Origin of the sequence: Campylobacter sp. RM9334, from assembly GCF_020138145.1 — a bacterium.
In the GTDB taxonomy this organism is placed as follows: domain Bacteria; phylum Campylobacterota; class Campylobacteria; order Campylobacterales; family Campylobacteraceae; genus Campylobacter_E.
On record NZ_JACGAX010000016.1, the window covers coordinates 1 to 20,454 of the forward strand.

Annotated in this window: 20 protein-coding genes, 1 pseudogene and 1 riboswitch; of the genes and pseudogenes, 8 read left to right on the top strand and 13 right to left on the bottom strand. The window is 28.6% G+C overall.

Annotated elements, in window-relative coordinates; translation table 11 throughout:
• Positions 1-55 precede the first annotated feature (55 nt).
• Entirely contained in the window at positions 56-2,416 is a 2,361-nt protein-coding gene (ppsA, locus tag AVBRAN9334_RS07175) for a phosphoenolpyruvate synthase (protein WP_336607403.1), read from the bottom strand.
• A 55-nt stretch (positions 2,417-2,471) separates the two neighbouring features.
• Between ppsA and ppsR the strand changes: the two genes are divergently transcribed.
• Together ppsR and AVBRAN9334_RS07185 are read left to right on the top strand one after the other, a co-directional pair.
• A complete protein-coding gene (ppsR, locus tag AVBRAN9334_RS07180) occupies positions 2,472-3,290 on the top strand; it encodes a posphoenolpyruvate synthetase regulatory kinase/phosphorylase PpsR (protein ID WP_214120410.1) in 819 nt (272 codons plus the stop codon).
• 76 nt (positions 3,291-3,366) lie between these two features.
• Positions 3,367-4,344, top strand: coding sequence for a catalase (locus AVBRAN9334_RS07185; protein WP_336607404.1), 978 nt, complete (start codon positions 3,367-3,369; stop codon positions 4,342-4,344).
• A gap of 49 nt (positions 4,345-4,393) precedes the next feature.
• Here the strand turns inward: AVBRAN9334_RS07185 and AVBRAN9334_RS07190 are convergent, their stop codons facing one another.
• The 5 genes and pseudogenes from AVBRAN9334_RS07190 to AVBRAN9334_RS07210 all read right to left on the bottom strand — a co-directional run.
• A complete protein-coding gene (locus AVBRAN9334_RS07190; RefSeq protein WP_336607405.1) occupies positions 4,394-5,566 on the bottom strand; it encodes an NRAMP family divalent metal transporter in 1,173 nt (390 codons plus the stop codon).
• On the bottom strand, positions 5,566-6,303 hold the full coding sequence (locus tag AVBRAN9334_RS07195) for a 5-oxoprolinase subunit PxpA (RefSeq protein WP_336607406.1): 738 nt from the start codon (positions 6,301-6,303) through the stop codon (positions 5,566-5,568). The genes AVBRAN9334_RS07190 and AVBRAN9334_RS07195 overlap by 1 nt, the downstream gene beginning before the upstream one ends.
• Complete coding sequence (locus AVBRAN9334_RS07200) at positions 6,293-7,216, bottom strand: biotin-dependent carboxyltransferase family protein (RefSeq protein WP_214120412.1); 924 nt, start codon at positions 7,214-7,216, stop codon at positions 6,293-6,295. Before AVBRAN9334_RS07200 ends, AVBRAN9334_RS07195 begins: the two co-directional genes overlap by 11 nt.
• Positions 7,213-7,872 (bottom strand): 5-oxoprolinase subunit PxpB, encoded by a 660-nt coding sequence (gene pxpB, locus AVBRAN9334_RS07205; RefSeq protein ID WP_214120413.1) that lies wholly within the window; start codon positions 7,870-7,872, stop codon positions 7,213-7,215. The genes AVBRAN9334_RS07200 and pxpB overlap by 4 nt, the downstream gene beginning before the upstream one ends.
• Before the next feature lie 29 nt (positions 7,873-7,901).
• Positions 7,902-8,678: pseudogene (locus AVBRAN9334_RS07210) on the bottom strand (putative hydro-lyase); the annotation flags it as partial.
• Positions 8,679-8,894: 216 nt separating this feature from the next.
• A riboswitch (TPP riboswitch) is annotated at positions 8,895-8,995 on the top strand.
• Between the two features lie 43 nt (positions 8,996-9,038).
• Between AVBRAN9334_RS07210 and AVBRAN9334_RS07215 the strand changes: the two are divergent.
• From AVBRAN9334_RS07215 to thiD, 5 genes are read left to right on the top strand one after another with little or no spacing between them, the layout of a single operon-like run.
• Positions 9,039-10,172: a cytosine permease gene (locus AVBRAN9334_RS07215; protein WP_336607407.1), complete on the top strand. Its 1,134-nt coding sequence runs from the start codon at positions 9,039-9,041 to the stop codon at positions 10,170-10,172.
• On the top strand, positions 10,150-10,929 hold the full coding sequence (gene thiM / locus AVBRAN9334_RS07220; RefSeq protein ID WP_336607408.1) for a hydroxyethylthiazole kinase: 780 nt from the start codon (positions 10,150-10,152) through the stop codon (positions 10,927-10,929). The genes AVBRAN9334_RS07215 and thiM overlap by 23 nt, the downstream gene beginning before the upstream one ends.
• A complete protein-coding gene (gene thiE, locus AVBRAN9334_RS07225; protein ID WP_336607409.1) occupies positions 10,913-11,530 on the top strand; it encodes a thiamine phosphate synthase in 618 nt (205 codons plus the stop codon). The genes thiM and thiE overlap by 17 nt, the downstream gene beginning before the upstream one ends.
• Complete coding sequence (locus AVBRAN9334_RS07230; protein ID WP_336607410.1) at positions 11,506-12,060, top strand: hypothetical protein; 555 nt, start codon at positions 11,506-11,508, stop codon at positions 12,058-12,060. Before thiE ends, AVBRAN9334_RS07230 begins: the two co-directional genes overlap by 25 nt.
• Positions 12,029-12,784, top strand: coding sequence for a bifunctional hydroxymethylpyrimidine kinase/phosphomethylpyrimidine kinase (gene thiD, locus AVBRAN9334_RS07235; RefSeq protein ID WP_214150600.1), 756 nt, complete (start codon positions 12,029-12,031; stop codon positions 12,782-12,784). Before AVBRAN9334_RS07230 ends, thiD begins: the two co-directional genes overlap by 32 nt.
• 287 nt (positions 12,785-13,071) lie before the next feature.
• Here the strand turns inward: thiD and motB are convergent, their stop codons facing one another.
• The 4 genes from motB to polA are packed head-to-tail and all read right to left on the bottom strand — an operon-like array spanning position 13,072 to position 18,372.
• Positions 13,072-13,800 (bottom strand): flagellar motor protein MotB, encoded by a 729-nt coding sequence (motB, locus tag AVBRAN9334_RS07240; RefSeq protein ID WP_336607411.1) that lies wholly within the window; start codon positions 13,798-13,800, stop codon positions 13,072-13,074.
• A gap of 2 nt (positions 13,801-13,802) precedes the next feature.
• A complete protein-coding gene (gene motA, locus AVBRAN9334_RS07245; protein ID WP_214118320.1) occupies positions 13,803-14,576 on the bottom strand; it encodes a flagellar motor stator protein MotA in 774 nt (257 codons plus the stop codon).
• Between the two features lie 35 nt (positions 14,577-14,611).
• Positions 14,612-15,754: a GGDEF domain-containing protein gene (locus AVBRAN9334_RS07250; RefSeq protein ID WP_336607412.1), complete on the bottom strand. Its 1,143-nt coding sequence runs from the start codon at positions 15,752-15,754 to the stop codon at positions 14,612-14,614.
• A gap of 11 nt (positions 15,755-15,765) precedes the next feature.
• Complete coding sequence (polA, locus tag AVBRAN9334_RS07255) at positions 15,766-18,372, bottom strand: DNA polymerase I (RefSeq protein ID WP_336607413.1); 2,607 nt, start codon at positions 18,370-18,372, stop codon at positions 15,766-15,768.
• Between the two features lie 131 nt (positions 18,373-18,503).
• Here polA and AVBRAN9334_RS07260 point away from each other — a divergent pair, with 131 nt between their 5' ends.
• Positions 18,504-19,424: a bile acid:sodium symporter family protein gene (locus AVBRAN9334_RS07260; RefSeq protein ID WP_336607414.1), complete on the top strand. Its 921-nt coding sequence runs from the start codon at positions 18,504-18,506 to the stop codon at positions 19,422-19,424.
• Between the two features lie 81 nt (positions 19,425-19,505).
• Here AVBRAN9334_RS07260 and AVBRAN9334_RS07265 read toward each other — a convergent pair whose 3' ends face one another.
• The 3 genes from AVBRAN9334_RS07265 to AVBRAN9334_RS07275 are packed head-to-tail and all read right to left on the bottom strand — an operon-like array spanning position 19,506 to position 20,415.
• Entirely contained in the window at positions 19,506-19,637 is a 132-nt protein-coding gene (locus AVBRAN9334_RS07265; RefSeq protein WP_275591981.1) for a hypothetical protein, read from the bottom strand.
• A gap of 46 nt (positions 19,638-19,683) precedes the next feature.
• The gene (locus AVBRAN9334_RS07270) at positions 19,684-19,839 is read right to left on the bottom strand and encodes a CstA-like transporter-associated (seleno)protein (protein ID WP_214118312.1); all 156 of its coding nucleotides are present in this window, start codon (positions 19,837-19,839) and stop codon (positions 19,684-19,686) included.
• A gap of 54 nt (positions 19,840-19,893) precedes the next feature.
• Positions 19,894-20,415, bottom strand: a complete 522-nt coding sequence (locus AVBRAN9334_RS07275) for a thermonuclease family protein (protein WP_250325170.1) — start codon at positions 20,413-20,415, stop codon at positions 19,894-19,896.
• Positions 20,416-20,454 lie beyond the last annotated feature (39 nt).

Below are 20,454 nucleotides of genomic sequence, written 5' to 3' on the forward strand. Positions count from 1 at the left end.
AAAAAAAATAAATTTACATTGCTTTTTTGTTTTTAGCAATGTAAATTAACTATTTTTAAATACTAGCTAGGCGTTTTGAAGTGCTAATAACGCTATCAGGATTAAGCGACATTGAGCTAATGCCTTTTTGCTTTAGCCAAACGGCTAAATCTATATGATCACTTGGACCTTGACCACAAATTCCTACATATTTATTTGCTTTTTTACAAGCTGTAATTGCTCTTTCTAACATAAATAAAACCGCTTCATCTCTTTCATCAAAATCAGCCACTAAAATATCCATTCCACTATCTCTATCAAGTCCTAAAGTAAGCTGAGTTAAATCATTGCTGCCTATACTAAAACCATCAAAATATTCTAAAAACTCATCGCATAAAATAGCATTACTAGGCACTTCGCACATCATAATCACTCTTAAGCCGTTTACACCACGCTTTAAGCCATTTTTTGCTAATAGATTTATAACTGAATTTGCTTGTGATAAAGTCCTTACAAAAGGCACCATAATTTCAATATTATTTAGCCCCATTTCATCTCTTGCTATTTTTAAAGCTTCACATTCAAGCTTAAAGCATTCCGCAAAACTAGGAGCTAAATACCTACTTGCACCTCTAAATCCTAGCATGGGGTTTTCTTCGTGCATTTCGTAAAATTCTCCGCCTAATAATTTTCTATATTCATTAGTCTTAAAATCACTAAGTCTAATAATCACAGGCTTAGGATAAAAAGCAGCTGCAATTGTAGCTATACCTTCGGCTAATTTTGATACAAAAAATTCTCTTGCATTAGCATAGCCTTTACTAGCTTCATTTATTTTATTTCTTAAATCATCATTTATATTGTCGTAATCTAAAATAGCATTAGGATGAATGCCTATGTGATTATTTATAATAAACTCAAGTCTAGCAAGTCCTACACCATCATTTGGCATTTGTGCGAATTTGAATGCTAATGCAGGATTTCCCACATTCATCATTATTTTTACACCGCAATTTTGCATTTCAAATTCTTCATTTTCAATTACTTCGTATTTTAATGCCCCTTCATAAACCCTACCTTCATCTCCATGAACACAACTAACGCTTACTAAATCTCCATCTTTTAATATAGTTGTAGCATTACTAGTGCCAACAACTGCACCAATTCCTAGCTCTCTTGCAATAATTGCTGCATGACAAGTCCTACCACCCCTATTTGTAACTATTGCTGCAGCTTTTTTCATAACAGGCTCCCAGTTTGGATCTGTCATATCAGTAACTATTACATCTCCAGCATTTACACGAGAAATCTCACTAATATCATTTATAACCTTAACTACCCCAACGCTTATTTTTTGTCCTATTGCTCTACCTGTTATTAGGACTTTTGATTCTTCTTTTAATTTATAGCTTATATCTTTTTTCTTTTGAGATTGAACGGTTTCAGGTCTTGCTTGAAGTATATAAATCTTACCATCTAATCCATCTAATCCCCATTCAATATCCATAGGTCTTTGATAATGCTCTTCTATAATTAAGGCATATCTTGCAAGTTCGTTTATTTGCTCATCATTTAGGCTAAATTTATCTTGCATATTTTTAGCTACATTTACTACTTTTACAGCGTTTTCTCCTGCTTTTCTTTCTTCTTTAAATTCCATTTTAATTAGCTTTGAGCCGATTTTTCTTGAAATTATTGCTTTATTATTGTTTTTTAGGCAAGTTTTTGATACATAAAACTCATCAGGATTCACCGAGCCTTGAACCACACATTCGCCTAATCCATAAGATGAAGTGATAAATACAACATCTTTAAATCCACTTTCAGTATCAAGGCTAAACATAACCCCGCTACTTCCTTTATCGCTTCTTACCATACGCTGAATACCAGCACTAAGCGATACTTCAAAATGTGAAAAACCCTTATGCACTCTATAAGAAATCGCCCTATCATTATAAAGCGATGCAAAAACCAAACGGATTTTATCCAATATATCATCAATACCACTAACATTTAAAAAAGTTTCTTGCTGACCAGCAAAAGAAGCGTCAGGCAAGTCTTCTGCGGTAGCTGATGAACGAACAGCAAAAGTGCCTAATCCATCACTATCTAATTCTTTATAAAACTTAATGATTTGCTCTAAAAATAAAGGCTGAAAATTAGCTTTAGTTATTAAGCTTCTAATTTTTGCACCACACTTAGCAAGTGTATCTAAATCATCAGGATTTAAATTCTTTAACTCATTAGTAATTATTTCATCTAAATTATTGTATTTTAAAAAATCTCTAAAAGCTTGTGCTGTAGTTGCAAAACCATCAGGCACTCTAACCCCACTACTAGCAAGATTTGAAATCATCTCGCCTAAACTAGCGTTTTTACCACCAACTATTTCTACATCGCTCATTCTAAGTTTTGAAAAAGCTAAAACATATTCCATTTTCACACTCCTTTTTGATAGAATTATTTTATTTTAACAAGCAAGGATAACTTAAATGAAACAATTAAATAAAAAAATTGTGTTTTTTATAAGTGATGGAACAGGAATAACCGCTGAAACATTTGCTCACTCGGTATTAGCTCAATTTGAAGATGAATATGTTTTCACACAAATTAGAGAGCCTTTTATAAATACCGAAGAAAAGGCGATTAAGGTTGCAAATAAAATTAATGAATTAGCAAAAACCGATATTCCGCTAGCATTTAGCACTTTAATTAATGTAAATATTGCTAATCATATTAAGAATTCTAATTGTGTTTTTATAGATTTATTAGAGCCTTTTGTTAGCTTAATTTCAAATAAATTAAATGTAAAACCTAGCATAAAACAAGGTCTATCTCACTCAAACACTCATAATAAAAATTATCAAAATAGAATAGAAGCTATTAATTTTACTTTAGAGCACGATGATGGACAATTCATCTACGCGCTTGATAATGCTCAAATAATTTTAATAGGGGTTTCAAGATCAGCAAAAACACCAACTAGCCTTTATCTTGCTATGCAATATGGAATTAAGGTAGCAAATTATCCACTAACTCCTGATGATTTTAAGGCTTGTGCTTTGCCTAATGCTTTAAAGCCTTATAAAAACAAGCTTTTTGGTCTTAGCATAGACCCATATCGCCTAAGTGAAATACGCAACGAAAGGCTGCCTAATTCTGAATACGCAAGTATAATTAATTGTAAAAATGAAGTAAAAAATGCGGAATTTTTAATGAAGATAAACAATATCCCATTTTTAAATATCACAAATAAAAGCATAGAAGAAGTAACTTCTACTTTATTAGATATATTTGATATACATAATTAATTATTACTTAAAAATAATTATTAGTTATTAATATTTATCTTATAAGATTTTTTATATTTGTATTAAGGAGATAAAAATGAAAAATCTTATAAAAATTAGTGTCGCAACAACCCTTTCAATTAGTTTATATGCTAACAATATAAATGAAGAAATTGCTGCAAAAGAATATGATGCTCAAAAACTAGCAGATATTATTGTAAAGTTGAATGTTATGGGAGATAAAAGCAAAAAACCAAATCATCATAAGGGTTTTTGCGTAGGTGGAGTTTTTAAGCCAGATAGTAATATTAATAAATATTTCAATATTGAGCTATTTAAACAAAAAAGCATACCTGTAAATGGAAGAGTTTCTTTAGGTGGTGGTGAATTAAATGATAAAAGTAAAGCAAGGGGTTTAGCTATTAAGCTAGAAGGAGATAATGATAATTGGACTATGGTAATGCTAAGCAATCCAATTAATTTTGCAAAAACTCTAAAAGAATTTGGATATTTTCACGAAATGCAATTACCTGATGAAAATGGTAATGTAAATAAAGAAAAAATAAAACAAGCTTTTAGCGAAGTTCAGTCTTTTAAAAATTTTGCAGAATATACTAAAAATATAGGGTTTTCAAAAAGCGTTGCTAATACTCAATTTTACAGCGTTCATACTTTTTTCTTTGATGATAAAAACAATAACAAATTTCCAGCTAGATGGACTTTTAAACCAAAAGATGGAGTTAAATTTTTAAGCGAAGAAGAAATAAAAACAACAAGTAATGATTATTTAGCAAAAGATTTTCAAGAAAAAATAAAAAATGCTCCTATTGAATATGAATTATTTTTTACATTACCAAATGAAAATGATGAATTGTATTCAACAAATGCTTTATGGCAAGGAGAACACAAGCAAATTTTCGCAGGGACTTTGCAACTTACACAATATAATGGCTTAGATTGCAATCTTGATGTATATTTTCCTTGGGATATGGCAAAAGGAGTATATGAGCCAAAAGATGAACTTTTTATACCAAGAAACGAAGCTTATGTAATAACTTTTGGTTATAGACAATAAGCTAAAGGGGTTTTAGAATTTGAAATATTAATTTCAAATTCTAATTATTTTAAGAGTTTATATATTTCATTAAAGTTACATAGCACAAATACCCCATAGCAATTGTAATTAACCAACCTATTAAAGCAAGTATTTTAGAGTGTTTATAATCTCCTACTATGTTTTTCTTATAAGCTGCAATTAATATCACACATAAAGCAATAGGCAATATAAAACCATTTAAAGTCCCTACTAAAATTAATACTGCAGTTGGTTTTCCTATAGTTGAAAATACTAAAGTAGAAAATATAATAAAAGCTATTATTATATTGTTTTCATTCTTTTTAAGCCAAGGACTAAAGCTTGATATAAAACTAACTGATGTATAAGCACAACCAACCACTGAAGTAATAGAAGCAGCCCAAATTACAATACCAAAAACAACACTACCAAAATTACCCAAAATATATTCAAAAGGAGTAAGAGCTGGATTGTTAGGATTTAAACTAACGCCTAAAGAAATAACCCCTAAAACTGCTAAAAATAAAAATACCCTAATAATACTAGCTATAATTATTCCTGAAACCGAACTTTTACTAACTTCTTTTAGATTTTCAACACCACAAATCCCCGCATCAAGTAAGCGATGAGCACCTGAAAAAGTAATATATCCGCCAACCGTTCCGCCTATTAAAGTAACCAAGCTTAAAGCATCAAATTTTGATGGAGCAAATGTCTCAATAGCCACTTCTTTTAAAGGTGGATTTGATTTAAACACAATATAAATTATTATAAGTATTAATATAGCACCTAAAATCTTAGCAAATCTATCCATGTGTGCACCTGCGTCTTTATTAATGAAAATACCTATAGCAATTACTGCACTAATACAAGCTCCTAAAATAGGATTTATCCCAAAAATAGTCTCAAATCCAAGTCCAGCACCTGCAATATTACCTATATTAAATGCAAGTCCACCTAAAATTATCAAAAATGATAATAAATATCCTACACCTGGAAAGACCTTATTAGCAATATCTTGAGCTTTTAATTTACTAACTGCAATAATTCTCCATACATTAAATTGAACCCCAATATCCATTAAAACCGACATTAAAATAATAAAAGCAAAACTAGCCCCTAAGCTTTGCGTAAAGCTAGCAGTTTGAGTTAAAAATCCAGGTCCAACTGCTGAAGTAGCCATTAAAAATGCAGCACCTAATATAGCTTTATTATTTTTCATTAATTACTCCTTATGCTTATATTGTTTTCTTCTAAAGTTTTTTTGATTTTTTGTGCAAATAAAAGTGCTTTTTTGCTATCTCCATGAACGCATAAACTATCAGCTTTTATATTAATTTTTTTACCATTTTCACTGATTACATATGAATGTTTTATCATATTTAATACTTGATTTATTGCTTCATCTTCATTTTCAATTAAAGCATTTTCTTTAGTTCTTGATACTAATAAACCATCATCTGTATATCTTCTATCAGCAAAAACTTCACTAATACTATTAATACCTATATCATTTGCTGCACTAATTAAACAAGAATTGCTAAGCCCCATTAATGCTATATCTTTGCCTAATTTTGCAACTTCTATTGCAATATTTTTTGCTAAGTCTAAATCAACACAAGCCATATTATATAAAGCTCCGTGTGGTTTAACATAGCTTAATTTTACCCCTACTAATTCGCACATTTGCTTAATCGCACCAAATTGATAAGCAAGTAGTGCTTGTAATAATTCTTTATTTAAATTCTCATTAGTTCTTCCAAAATTTGCCCTATCATTAAAGCTTGGGTGAGCTCCTATTCTTAGCTTATATTCTTTAGCTTTAATTAAAGTATTATATATTTCTTTATATCCACCAGCGTGAAGCCCACAGCATACATTAACAGAGCTTATTAAAGCTAATATCTCATCATCATTTTGCATACCTTCAGCTAAATCTGAATTAAAATCAATTCTCACTTGCATACTCCTTTATTTGATTTATATGTGAAATTCTTTCTTTTTTTGCCATTAGAGCTTCTTCAATGCTTACTAATTCAAAACTAATCTTAGAATTAATTCTACTTTGAGCAAAAAGTCCTAAATCAGCTTCAATTACTTGAGCAATTTTTGGATAACCGCCTGTTGTTTGTGCGTCTTTTAATAAAACTATAGGCTCTCCACTACTTGGCACTTGAATAGTTCCTGCACTAACTCCGTGAGATGGCAAGCTTAATTCATTGATTAAATTAAGTTTAAAATCACTATTTAGCCTATATCCCATTCTATTGCTTGAGCTTGATATATTAAATTCTTGATTTAATAAATTATGCTTTGCTTCATCGCTAAAAAGCTCCCATTCAGCACCTTTAATTATTCTTATTTTATCTCTTGGTTTTATCCTAGATACTGCTATTTGAGATAAATTCATTCTTGAACCTATGCTTAATTCATCACCTACTTTTAATGCTCTACCATTAAATCCACCAAAAGATGCGCTAAGATTTGTAGAAGCAGAATTAAGAACAAAATCAGCACTAAAACCACCATAAGCACAAATATAAGCACACATTCCTGACATAGCTCTTATTAATCTAAGAGTTTTTCCTGCTTCAATTCTAATTCTATAATTATTATGAATTGGCTTTTCATCTATGAATGCTTCATAATTTGCCCCTGTGATACAAAAAGTCATTGCCTTATTGCAATATATTTCTATCCCACCTAAAATCACTTCAATTGCAGGTGCATTTAAGTCATTTCCTAATAAAGCATTACCTAACATAAAGCTCCATTTATCTAAAGCCCCACTCTCATTTACCCCATAACCTTTATACGAGAACCTACCTAAATCTTGAATAGTTGCAATTGATGATATTTTTGTAATTTTCATAATCTCTCCTTAATGCTATTGATTACAAATTTTAATCTATCACCTGCTTTTAAAAGGCTCGGATTTTCGCTATTTACATCAAATAATTTTGCCTTTGTATTTCCTATGATATTCCATCCACCTGGACTTTGATAAGGATATATTCCTGTTTGAGCTCCGCCTATACCAACCGAACCTGCTGGAATTTTAAGTCTTGGAGTGCTAAGCCTTGGAGTGTGTAAAATCTCATTTAATCCACCCAAATATGCAAATCCTGGTTGAAAACCTATAAAATAAACATCATAAATAGGCTCGGCGTGTAATTTAGCAAACTCACTCATACTCATACCTTTAGCCTTTGCAATTACCTTTAAATCAAGTCCTAAATCCCCACCATAATCAACAGGAATTTCAATCAATCTTCCTGATAGCTCTAGTGGTTTAGTGCTAGTAATTAACTCATTTAATTTACTTTGTAAATCTAATAAATCCTTATAATTTAAATCACTTGTTAAGACATAAAGAGTATTCATTCCAACCACTACTTCTTTTATATAAGGCATATCTTTAATTACTAAATTAAGTGCATAGCATAGGCGTTGTTTTTCTATGCTTATTGGAGGCTCAAGATATAAAAGCAATGAAGTTTCGCTTGTAATTTTAAATTTGTTATACATAATCATCCTTTAAATTTATTTTTTTAATACTAAAACACACTATATTCGCTATCTTTTCTATCCGTTACAAACATATATCCAGGAGAATGAGTTATCATAATATCAGGCTTACTAGTAAGTGCTATGCTTTGCGGAGTTACCCCACAAGCCCAAAATACACATTCTTCATCAGGATAAATAGTAGATGCGTCTCCAAAATCAGGATTATTAATATCTTTAATACCTATTACACTAGGATTTCCTATATGAACAGGTGCTCCATGCACGCTAGGATAAAGAGCTGTTGCGGTTGTAGCTTTGATTAAATCTTTATGTTTAATTGGTCGCATTGAAACAACCATTTTTCCATAAAACTTACCAGCACTTGCACAATCAATATTTGTAATATACATAGGCACATTATGATCTTCATCAATATGTCTTAAAGGTATATTGTGATTTAATAAAGCTGCTTCAAATGAAAACGAACAACCTATTAAAAAACTCACATAATCATCTTTAAAATGATTAATAATATTGCTTGTCTCTTCTACTAATTCGCCTTTTTTATATATTCTATATTTAGGAATACTCGTTCTAATATCTGCATTATTTGCACTTGTTTTTGTAAGATATTCTCCCGCGTCTAAGACTTCAATTAAAGGACAAGGTTTAGGGTTTCTTTGACAAAATAATAAAAAATCATAAGCATCACTTTTAGGCAAAATCGCAAGATTAGCTTGAACATAACCTTTACAAACCCCTGCTGTAGGTTTATTGAATTCATTTTTAGAAATTAAAGCTCTTAACTCTTCTGGTCTCATTTTTTCTCCTTTTTGAAATTGTAGTGTGAAAAAATGTGAAGAAAAGTAAAAATATAAAAAACTTAACTAAAATTGTTACAAAATTACACAATTAATTATATATAAAATAAGTATTAAATATATTGATTATTTATATTAAAAATTAAGAAATTATTGCAATATAACAAATAATTATTGTAATATTTTATATATCTATTTCATAACTAATTTTAATTAGAATAATAATTTTAGGGGAGCGAAAGCTGAGAGTAGGCGTAATAGTCTTGACCCTTTGAACCTGTTTGGGTAATGCCAGCGTAGGGAGATGCAAAATTTTCTAATCCTTTCTTAGCATTCCCATAAATTGATTTTATGGAGAGTTGTATGAGTAATTTTTTCTTGTGGCTTGGAGCTAGTATTTCGCTAGCTGAAATTGAAGCCGGTAGTTTATTTTCAGGTCTTATTTTAAGTGATTCTTTATTTGCTATATTTTTTGGGCATTTTTTAGGTGGAATTTTATTTTTTGCTATGATGTATATTAGCACTAAACTAAAATACAATGCTATGGGTAGTCTTAAATATTTTTACTCACAAAATGGCAAAATATTCTTTTCATTTTGCAATTTTCTAGCTTTAATTTGCTGGAGTGCAGTTATGATTATGAGTGCAGCAATACTACTAAATGGACTATATCCAAATACAAATTTTAACTTAGTAGCAATTTTGTTATCATCACTTTTAATAATATGGCTATTCTTAAAACAAAATTTATTAATGTTAATAAATAATTTTATAGTTTGCATACTTTTTTTGATAGTAATTTATATTTTTTATAACTTAATTAATCTTAATTTAAACCAAATAGAAGTTAATAAAATAAACTTGATAAATGCTATTGAACTAAGTATTGCTATGCCAATTTCTTGGCTTGCATTAGTTGGTGATTATACAAAATATTTTAAAAATCCAATAAAAGATAGTTTAGTAGCTTCAGTCGCGTATTTTCTAGGAAGTTCACTTATGTATATAATTGGATATTTAACTATGAAATACTATAGCGACCTTTCTAGTTTTTTAATCACTTTAAAATTATCAATGTTAATAATATTTTTGATTATTTTTTCAACAATAACAACAACATATTTAGACATTTTTTCAGCTAATGAAAGTATTAAAAATATAAATAATAAATTTGGTAATAAAATTACAATTTTATTAATAATCTTTATTGCTTTATTAATAGCTATTTTTATACCTTTTTCTTTATATGAAAATTTTTTATATACATTAAGTTCAGTATTTTTACCTATGGCATCGGTTATAGTATGTGTATATTGTTTTAAACTAAAAAATTCAGCTAAATTAAATTTTTTAATTTGGTTTATTGGATTTTTAATTTATCAAATACTGATTTATTTTGATTTTTTAGCATCAATTTTAACTTTTTTAATCATTTTAATTTTAACCTTAGGAGGAGAATATGTATCAAAACATTATGCAAAAAACAAGAAATCATAAAACTTTAGTAGAAAGTATTACAAATTATGTAACGATAAATGACTCAGCTAACGCTATTTTAGCTGTTGGTGGCTCACCTATTATGGGAGATTTTTATGAAGAAGTTGGTGAAATTGTTACAATTAGTAATGCGGTTTTGCTAAATATCGGGCAGTTAAACGAAAATCTAATAAAAGCCCATAAAAACGCAGCCTTAAAGGCAAATGAATTAAATATTCCTATTGTTTTTGACCCCGTTGCAGCAGGAGTTAGTAATGCAAGAAATAATTTATGTAAATATTTAATGCAAAATATAAAGTTTTGTGTAATTAAAGGCAATGCAAGCGAGATAAATTATCTAGTAAATAAGACATTAAATACAAGTGGCTGCGATAGTAGTGATGAAATAAATCAAAATGATTTAGAAAAATACATTGATTTTGCTAAAAAACATAAAACTATTTTGGTAATCACAGGTAAAAATGATTTTATTATCAGCAAAACGAATGTTTTTATACTAAGCAATGGTTCGGCAATGCAGACGAAAATCACAGGTGCAGGTTGTATGCTAGGCAATATCTTAGCCGTTTTTGTTGGGGCAAATGATGATAAATTAAATTCTGTAATCACAGGTATAAGTGCATTTAACATAAGTGCTGAAATAGCCGAAACTAAAGCAAATGGCACTATGTCGTTTAAAATGCACTTAATTGATGAGTTAAGCAAAATTGATGGAACTACCATAAAAGAAAGGATAAAAATTGAAAAACTTAGATGAAATTTTAAGATTTTATGCAATTAGTGATGATATATACACTAAAGAAGATGAATTATTAGATATTTGTGAGATTTTATTTGCAAATCATGTAACTTGCTTTCAAGTAAGAAATAAAGCGAACAATTATAGCCTTAATACACTTTTAAAATTAAAAAATCTTTGTGAAATAAAAAAAGTAGCTTTAATAATAAACGATGATTTAGACCTTGCAATTAAGCTAAATGCTGATGGTATTCATCTAGGACAAAGTGATATAAACAAAAATCTAAAAATACCAAAAAATATGTTTTTAGGAATAAGTGCAAGTAATTATGAAGAAGCGTTAAAAGGCTTACAATTAGGAGCAAATTATCTAGGCATTGGAGCAATTTATGAGAGCAATACTAAAAAAGATGCAAAAATGCTAAGCAAAAATGACCTAATAAAAATAGTGCAAGAAATAAACATTCCTAAAGTGGCAATAGGAGGATTAAATTATCAAAATATAGACAATTTAAAAGAATTTAAAATAAAAAATATAGCTTGTATAAGTGCGATTTATGAAAATCAAAATTATAAAGCAAATTGCGAAAAATTATGGAAAAAGATTTCTCTTTTATAATTGACCTTGATGGCGTAATCATTGATAGCGTTGGCTTTTGGCAAGAATTAGCTAATGGATATAATTTAGATGATTTAAGTTTTTATGATGGGCTTAAAAAAATTGATGAATTAAACAAAACTAAATTAAGTAAAAAAATTATTAAAACTTGCATTGATTTTTATAGCAAAGAAGCTAATTTATGTATAGGTGTAAATGAGTTTTTAGCCAAATTTAAAGCTTATAAAAAGTGTATTTATACAGCTAGTCCATTTGCAAAACTTGTTTTAAAAAGATTTGATATTTTAGATGAATTTGTTTTCATTCAAGATGAAAGAAAATATTTAAAAACTACTCAAATAGCTTTAAAAACTTGTATGAATAAGCTAAATACTAATAATTTTATTTTAATTGATGATAGCTTTAAAATAATTGATTTAGCTAATAAAAACGACATTTTTAGCGTTGGAATCAATTGCGAAAATGCAACAATAAATATTAAAAACATAGGAGAATTAAATGAAAAAGATATTAAGTATAGCTGGAAGTGACCCATCTGGTGGGGCTGGGTTGCAAGCTGATATAAAGACAATTCAAGCTCATAAAATGTATGCAATGAGTGTAATTACAGCTCTAACTGCTCAAAATACTAGCGGAGTTTTTGGCGTTTTAAGGGTTGATACAGATTTTATAAAAGCTCAAATAAAAGCTTGTTTTGATGAATGCGAAATAGATTTTATAAAAATCGGAATGCTTTATGATGAAGAAATTATAAATTGTGTTAAAAATACTCTAAATGGATATAGTAAAATCGTATTAGATCCAGTAATGGTATCTACAAGTGGTGCAAGATTGCTTGATGAAAGGGCGATTAATGCTATAAAAGATTTTGCAAAAAATGTTTATTTGATTACTCCAAATTTATATGAAGCTGAAGTTTTGTTGGGCGAAAAAATCACAAATGAAAAAGATGCAATAAATGCAGCAAAAAGTCTAGAAAAAACTCTAAATTGTAAGGTTTTGTTAAAAGGTGGACATTTAAAAGCAAGTGATTTTTTAAGCGAAAATGGTGAAATTACGATTTTTAAAGGCGAAAAAATAAAAAATATTGTAACTCACGGCACGGGTTGTACTCTAAGCTCTGCAATTGCTTGTAATTTAGCTTTAAACGAAGATATTAAAACAGCTTGTAAAAATGCAAAAGATTATGTAAGTAATGCTTTAAAAAATAGCTTTAATTTTAATTACAAAGTAAAATTATTAAATCATTTTTAGCATTATAGTTTTAAGCTTTAATTTTAAAATATGTTTTTTGAAATTAAAGCTCTTAACTCTTCTGGTCTCATTTTTTCTCCTTTTTGAAAATGTAGTGTGAAAAAATGTGAAGAAAAGTAAAAATATAAAAACTTAACTAAAATTGTTACAAAATTACACAATTAATTATATGTAAAATAAGTATAAGGTTTTTATTATTAATTTATAAAAGATAAAAGTAATAAAAATGTAATATTTAAAGCTTTAAAAGAATTTGAAATTCCTTAAAACTTTAAATATATATAAAATTATTTAACTTTTTCTACTGCATCAAGTATTGTTTTTTGAGATTTTATATCGTTTATATCAGTTTTAAAATATAATTCAACTCTATTATTTTTTGCAGATTCTAAACTATTATTATCAAATCTAGGATTGTTTGCTCCATAGCTTTTGATACTAAGTTTTGATGAATCAACCCCGCTTTTAATAAGTATCTCAAGGACTTCTCTAGCTCTTGCAGTCGCTAAATCAAAACTTGTTAAATAACTATCATCATTATCGCTAAATCCACGAATTTCAAGCTGAACCCCATCTCCTAAGCCTTGCATTATCATTTTAATTCTTTTAAGATATAAAATATCATCACTATTTGCAACTCTAGTTTCGTCTTTGTTAAAAAACAATATTGAAGGAAGTTCCATATAAAATTGGTTTTCTCTTTGATCTAAAATAGCTTTTAGTTTTTCTATACTTTCTTGCTGATTTATATTTTGAGCTTGTAAAGCACGAGATTCTTCGTTATTTGATGGACTATGTTTGCCATCTGTTTTACTCTCTTTTTCTACCACCTGCGTGCTTGGAAAATCAAAAATCTTTACAAATTCTTTAGTTAAAGCCTTTGCTTTATCAGTATTTACCGAAGCAATAGCGTAAAGTGCGATAAATAACGCTAGTAATAATGAGAAAAAGTCTGCTAAAGGAACAGCCCATTTCTCGCATGCTGGTATTGGTGGGCACTTTTTTTTCTTAGACATTATTATTCACCAAATTGTGATTTAGGTACTAAACCATGTGGGAAATATAAAAATAGCTTTTGCTCTAAATCTCTTGGATTTGCACCTTCTGCTATACCAACTACCCCAGCCATCATAAGCTCTTTTTCTACTATTAAATCATGTCCGTTACCTTTGATTTTGTTTCCCCAAGGCACAAACACTCCATAACAACAATAAATCCCTGTAACCGTAGCCGTAAATGCACCCGCAATACCCATCGCCATTGCTTGCGGATTATCAAGTAATTGAAGTGCTAGCATAAGACCGCATACCGCTCCAACAAGTCCGAATGTAGGACAAGACTCACCTACACGACAAAAGAATTCCCTACACTCATCATAATAAGTTTCTGAATGAGAAATATCAAGCTCCATACTCTCTTTTATCTCTTCAACATCTTTACCATCAACCATCATCATCATTGCTGATTTTAAGTAGTGATTATCTATTTCAGCTACTTTTGGTTCAAGTGCTAAAAGCCCATCTTTTCTAGCAATAGAAGCAAATTCTATTAACTGATCGGTTCTTGCTTGAAAATTAACCCCACTACCTTTAAAAACTATTTTAAGCTCTTTAAAAGCTCCTTTTATAAAATATTTATTCGTTCCAACCATAGTAGAGAAAAATGCTGTTGGTAAAACGATTAAAACCGATGAAATATGAATAAGGTGTAATGGGTTACCACCTTCTAAAATATCCCCTACGCAAATAGATGTAAGAGCTAAAACCATTCCTAAGACCGTTGTTAAATCCACATTTTTTCCTTTATTTAAATCTTAAAATATTACATTCATTTAGTTAAAATTTCTTCATTATATACTTTTATGCAATTTTTGCCAGCATTTTTAGCAGCATACACTGCTAAATCGGTTTTTTTCATAAAATCATTAGAATTTGTAATAGTAGTAGGTAAAATTGTAGCCACTCCTATACTAATACTACTTTTCCATCTATCATCTAGCTTATTTCCTACTTGAATATTTAAACTTCTAGTAACATTTAAAAGTGTTTTTGCTAATAACATAGCACCATCAATATCTGTATTTGGTAGTAAAACAAAAAACTCATCTCCACCAAGTCTTGCTAAAACATCATCAGTTCTGATAGTTTCTTTGATTGTTTGCGAAAATTCTCTTAATACCTTATCGCCCATTTCGTGTCCATAAGTGTCATTTACTTCTTTAAAATTATCTAAATCAATCATTAAACCACTTGTAATTAACGAATTTTCCTTAGCTTCATTTAAAATAACTTCTAAAACTTCAAATAAATGTCTTCTATTTGGTAAATTTGTTAATACATCTGTTAAAGCTATACTTCTTAAAGTTTGATTTGTTGCTGCTAATTCTCTTGTTTTCTCTTTCACTTTTAATTCAAGATTTCTTTTAAGTTCTAATAATTCGCTATTTTTCTTAACTACAACATTTAAAAGATTACTAAGAGCTTTTACTAAAGGTGCTGTTTGCTTATTTTCATTTTGAACTACTATCTCATAAGCTTCTTTAGCTTCAAGACCTTGATTAATTAATTCTATTTGCTTTGCCATATTTTGGTCAATCCCTAAAATATGAAAAGCAAGCCAAGAAATCAAAAACTCTAGCAAACTCTTAACAGCTTCTTTATTAGTGCCATCTCCAACATCATCATATAATTGCTTAGTTTGTTCTATAAACATTTTATGACTTAATTTATGCTCTTGAAAAAAATCACTATAAATATTTACATTTTGCATTAGCATTTCTTCTTCTGAAAAATGCTCTTTAGCATAGTTTAAAATACCAGTAAAAGCTTCATCTAATTCGTTTTTATTTAAATTCTTTTCGCTTAATTTTAAAGCTAGTTCATTTATTAATTGCACTAAATAATAATGCTGCTTATCAACATTATCAATATTTGTTTCATAGTCTTTATTCCAAGCAAATATTATTTCCATAACCTTTCCCTTTATTTTAATTTATCCCAACTTTTCCCAACACTCAAACTCGTTTTTAATTTAACTTTTAAACCATAAGCATTTTCCATTATATTTTGAGCTATTTTTGAAAATTCTAATACATATTCATCTTTTACTTCAAAAATTAATTCATCGTGAATTTGCAATATCAATTTTGCATTTTCACTCAAATATGGATAAATCTTAATCATAGCTAATTTAATTAAATCTGCTGCCGAACCTTGCAAAATGCTATTTATACATTCTCTATCGTTTGCATTATTTATCTTAATATCATTTGTATATTTGAAAAATCTTTTCCTACCTAAAAGCGTTTTGATATAACCTAAGTCTTTTGTTTGTTTTTTTGTATTTTCAAAATATTCTTTAATCAAACTAAAAGAAGCAAAATATTTTTTAATATAATCACTAGCATCGCTATATGGTATTTTTAACTCTTCACTAAGTCTTCTAGCACCCATTCCATAAATTAGACCAAAATTTATGCTTTTTGCATAATTTCTTTTATCTTTATCGCTCGTGCCAAAAATCTCAATAGCAGTTCTTGTATGAATGTCTTCATCAAATAAAAATGCTTTTAATAAATTTTCATCTTGGCTAAAATGAGCCAACATTCTAAGCTCAATTTGAGAATAATCAAGACTAATAAATGAATAACCAGTTTGCGGGATAAAAGCTTCTTTTAAATAACTTGCGTATTTGCTTCTAGCAGGGATATTTTGTAGATTTGGATTGTTTGAGCTAAGTCTTCCTGTTGCTGTGCCTGTTTGTAAAAAGTTTGAACGCACTTTGAAATTCTCTTGATTATCTACATTTAACTCAAGCAATGGTAAAACATAGGTGCTAAGGACTTTGCTAGCGGTTCTATATTCTAAAATCAATTCAGCAATAGGATGCTCTATGCTTTGTAAGGCTGCTTCATTGGTTGAGCCTTTATGATTATCAGGTAGTTTTAATTTATCATATAAAATCTCTTTAAGTTGCTTTGGAGAATTTAAATTAAAGCTTAAGCCAACCATATTAAATATCTGATTTTCTAATTCTTTTAAATTAAGCTCTAATATATTTTGAAGATTTAATAATTTTTCTTTATTTAGTGTAATTCCATTATTTTCTAAAGAAATTAAAACTTTAATAAACTCACATTCAAAATCAAATTCTTTTTTGCGTTCATCATCTAAGTTTTTAAAAGCGTGTTCATAAATTGCTTTAGTTATAAACGCATCTTCGCTTGCATATTCACAAGCTAATTTGGTATCAATATCGCTAAAATTTTCGCCCTTTTTAACTACTTCTTCATAAGCTAAACAAGTATAATCAAAATACTCCTTAGCAAGATAATCAAGTGAGTATTTAGAACTTGAATCAAGTAGCCAAGCAGCTATCATACTATCTTTAAATTTCTTTGGATACGAAATACCTAAATCATTTTTCAGCATTTTTAAATCAAATTTTAAATTATGACCTATTATTACTTTTTCAAATATCTTATTTATAGCTTTTATAGCATCTTCTTTAGCAATATTTTTTGCATTTTCATGTAGTATTGGAACATAATAGCTTTTATCTTGATTGCAAAACGAAAATCCAACTATCTTATCATCATAATTAAGCCCTGTTGTTTCAGTATCAAACCCAACCTCATCACCTAAATTATCTATAATCTTGAATAATTCTTCTTTATCATCTAATAAGGTTTTTGTATATTTTAAGCTTACTTGTTTTTCTTCTTTTATCTCGTTTTGTTTATCTATAAATTTTAAGAATTTAAATAATTCAAATTCTCTTAATTCATCTTCAATATTATTAAATATATTAATACTTGGCTTACTAGCCTTGCTTAGAAAATCTCCTAAAGGCAAATCATCAACTAATTTTGCTAATTTTTTAGATAAAACTGCATCATCTTTATGTTCGGCTAATTTTTTTTGAGAACTTTTATTACCTAATACATTTAGATTTTTATATACATTATCAAGGCTATCGTATTCGTTTAATAGTTTTTTAGCAGCAACTGGTCCAATACCTGGAATGCCTTTAAAATTATCAGCACTATCGCCTACTAAGGTTAAATAATCAAGCATTTGATAAGGCTTAACTCCAAATTTCTCAATACAAGCTAACTCATTTATAATCTCATAATTCTTACCAATTAGCTCGGTATTATTATCATCAAGCAATTGATAAAGGTCTTTATCGGTTGAATAAATGCTAGTAAATAAGCCTTGTTGCTTAGCAAATTTGCTAACACTAGCAATAATATCATCAGCTTCATAATTAGGAATTTCTATTGATAAAAATCCTGATTTTTTAATAAGCTCGATACATACTGGAATTTGCTCTTTTAATTCAGGTTCTAATTCTTTTCTATTAGCCTTATAATCAGGCAAAAGCTCTTTTCTAAATGACCCACCAGAGCTATCTAGTGCAAAAACTACATAATCACATTCAATTTCTTCAACAATTTTTAACATAAAATTTAATAAACCAAATATCATTCCTATTGGTTTTTCATCTTTTGCACTTTTTAAATTCCTCATCGCATAATAAGAGCGAAATAGCACGTTTAAAGTATCTACTACTATTATTTTTTTCATATTTTCTACCTTTGATTTTGCCTTTATGTTATCAAAAGAATAATTAATAAAACTAATAAAAAACTAATTTTCATTTTTAATTTACTTTAAAGTTTAATTTAATAAATTTCGTGTTTTTTAAAGGAGATTTTATGAAAAAAATTAGCGATTTTATTTCAAAAAATTTAGCTATTTTGGTTTTAGTTTGCACTGCTTTTGCTTTGTTTTATCCAAGTATTTCTAATATTATTAAGACAAGTTATGTTAATTATTTGCTTGGAATTATTATGTTTGGAATGGGGCTTAGCGTTAGAGCTAGTGATTTTAAGGAGTTATTTTTAAGACCTAAAGATGTGATTATAGGTATTTTTGCACAATTTATAATAATGCCTTTTATAGCTTTTGTTTTGATTTTTGTTTTCAAACTTGATAGTGCTTTAGCAATAGGTGTTGCCTTAGTTGGTGCTTGTCCTGGTGGCACTAGCTCAAATGTGATTAGCTACCTAGCAAAAGCTGATGTTGCTTTATCAGTTAGTATTACAAGTTGCACTACGATTTTAGCTCCGATAATTACTCCATTTATTACTTATTTATTAGTTGGAAAAAGCATTGATATTAACGCTATTTCAATGTTTATTAGCATTATTCAAGTGATTATTATTCCTATTTTATTAGGTGTTTTAGCTCATAAATTTTTACCTAAAATTACTGAAAAATTACAAGATATTTTGCCACTTATTTCAACATTTGGAATTGTAGCTATAGTAATGAGTGTAGTTGGTGCAAATGCAACAAAAATCTTAGATAATTTAGGCATTATTTTAATAGTTGTAATGCTTCATAATGTCTTAGGCTATCTTTTAGGCTTTTTTGCGGGAAAAATCTTTAAATTAGAATTAGCAAAACAAAAAACTCTAGCAATAGAAGTAGGAATGCAAAACTCAGGCTTAGCTACTTCATTAGCAACTACTCATTTTGCTGCTTATCCTTTAGCTGCTGTTGTGGCTGCTTTATTTAGCGTATGGCACAATATTTCAGGTGGGATTTTAGCAACAATTTTTAGAAGATTTTAATATTTGAAATTCCTATTTTAATTTTAAAATAGGAATTATTTTAAATTAACTTGTAAAACTAAACTAGCTTCTTTTAAATAATCAACAACTTTTTTTAATCGTTTTAAATTCTTCTTCACTTTTTGGCTTTTCGCCTGTTTTTTCACATTCAGCTAAGTATTTTTCATAGCTTTGAGTTTTTGTTTTAAAAAATGCTTTAAGCTTTTTAAACATTGCTTGTCCTTAATCTTGTATAAGCAAACTTGCTTCTTAATTAACCTCAAGCACAATTAGAATTTAAACGCTCTTTCTCACGCTTTAAAAATTCTTCTTTGCTTAAAGGCTCTTCATTTGGGTATTTTTCCTTATGTTCTCTTAAATAAGCTTCATAATCAGGAATACCACAAGCTGCTTTGAGTTTATCAAAAAATCCCATAGCTTTCTCCTTAAGTTAAAATAAAATCTAAAGATAACATAAAAGATTTGCTAATCAATCTCTTTTATGCTCTAATCTAAATTCTCTTGGATTTTGTGGATTTTTACCTTGCCATAATCCTAATTTATTGGCTCTTGCGTATTTTTCATCATCTAAATATTTTTTCGTATAGTTTTGATACGACCACGCACAACCATTTCTTACCATTGCTTTATTTATATCTTCACCATTAGCATAGACAATACCTACAACCCGTCCATATTTATCTTTGTCTTTAATCTCTAACTTAATATCTTTATTTTTAAGAAAATCACTTAGCATATTTTTACAAAATTGCCCGTATTCTTGAGCGCTTTCTGGTGCGTCTATACCATAAAATCTCACTTTGATTTTTTCTCCTTTGCTAAGCAAAACTATAGTATCTCCATCACTTACTTTTTCTAGTGAATACTCTTTAGTAAAAGAAGTAAAATAAGAAAAATTTGCAACTACTAAAAAAATAATTAAAGCAATTATTTGATATTTAAATGGTAATTTTTTAATTAATTGCATTTGTGCTTTTGTTGGTTTTTTCATATTAATCCTTAAAATTATTTTTTATATAATATTATTTTT

Bases quoted from the DNA above. Each gene is read 5' to 3' on its own strand.
- ppsA (WP_336607403.1), bottom strand. From the start codon at position 2,416: ATGGAATATGTTTTAGCTTTTTCAAAACTTAGAATGAGCGATGTAGAA.
- ppsR (WP_214120410.1), top strand. From the start codon at position 2,472: ATGAAACAATTAAATAAAAAAATTGTGTTTTTTATAAGTGATGGAACA.
- AVBRAN9334_RS07185 (WP_336607404.1), top strand. From the start codon at position 3,367: ATGAAAAATCTTATAAAAATTAGTGTCGCAACAACCCTTTCAATTAGT.
- AVBRAN9334_RS07190 (WP_336607405.1), bottom strand. From the start codon at position 5,566: ATGAAAAATAATAAAGCTATATTAGGTGCTGCATTTTTAATGGCTACT.
- AVBRAN9334_RS07200 (WP_214120412.1), bottom strand. From the start codon at position 7,216: ATGAAAATTACAAAAATATCATCAATTGCAACTATTCAAGATTTAGGT.
- pxpB (WP_214120413.1), bottom strand. From the start codon at position 7,872: ATGTATAACAAATTTAAAATTACAAGCGAAACTTCATTGCTTTTATAT.
- AVBRAN9334_RS07215 (WP_336607407.1), top strand. From the start codon at position 9,039: ATGAGTAATTTTTTCTTGTGGCTTGGAGCTAGTATTTCGCTAGCTGAA.
- thiM (WP_336607408.1), top strand. From the start codon at position 10,150: ATGCAAAAAACAAGAAATCATAAAACTTTAGTAGAAAGTATTACAAAT.
- AVBRAN9334_RS07230 (WP_336607410.1), top strand. From the start codon at position 11,506: ATGGAAAAAGATTTCTCTTTTATAATTGACCTTGATGGCGTAATCATT.
- thiD (WP_214150600.1), top strand. From the start codon at position 12,029: ATGAAAAAGATATTAAGTATAGCTGGAAGTGACCCATCTGGTGGGGCT.
- motB (WP_336607411.1), bottom strand. From the start codon at position 13,800: ATGTCTAAGAAAAAAAAGTGCCCACCAATACCAGCATGCGAGAAATGG.
- AVBRAN9334_RS07250 (WP_336607412.1), bottom strand. From the start codon at position 15,754: ATGGAAATAATATTTGCTTGGAATAAAGACTATGAAACAAATATTGAT.
- polA (WP_336607413.1), bottom strand. From the start codon at position 18,372: ATGAAAAAAATAATAGTAGTAGATACTTTAAACGTGCTATTTCGCTCT.
- AVBRAN9334_RS07260 (WP_336607414.1), top strand. From the start codon at position 18,504: ATGAAAAAAATTAGCGATTTTATTTCAAAAAATTTAGCTATTTTGGTT.
- AVBRAN9334_RS07265 (WP_275591981.1), bottom strand. From the start codon at position 19,637: ATGTTTAAAAAGCTTAAAGCATTTTTTAAAACAAAAACTCAAAGCTAT.
- AVBRAN9334_RS07270 (WP_214118312.1), bottom strand. From the start codon at position 19,839: ATGGGATTTTTTGATAAACTCAAAGCAGCTTGTGGTATTCCTGATTAT.
- AVBRAN9334_RS07275 (WP_250325170.1), bottom strand. From the start codon at position 20,415: ATGAAAAAACCAACAAAAGCACAAATGCAATTAATTAAAAAATTACCA.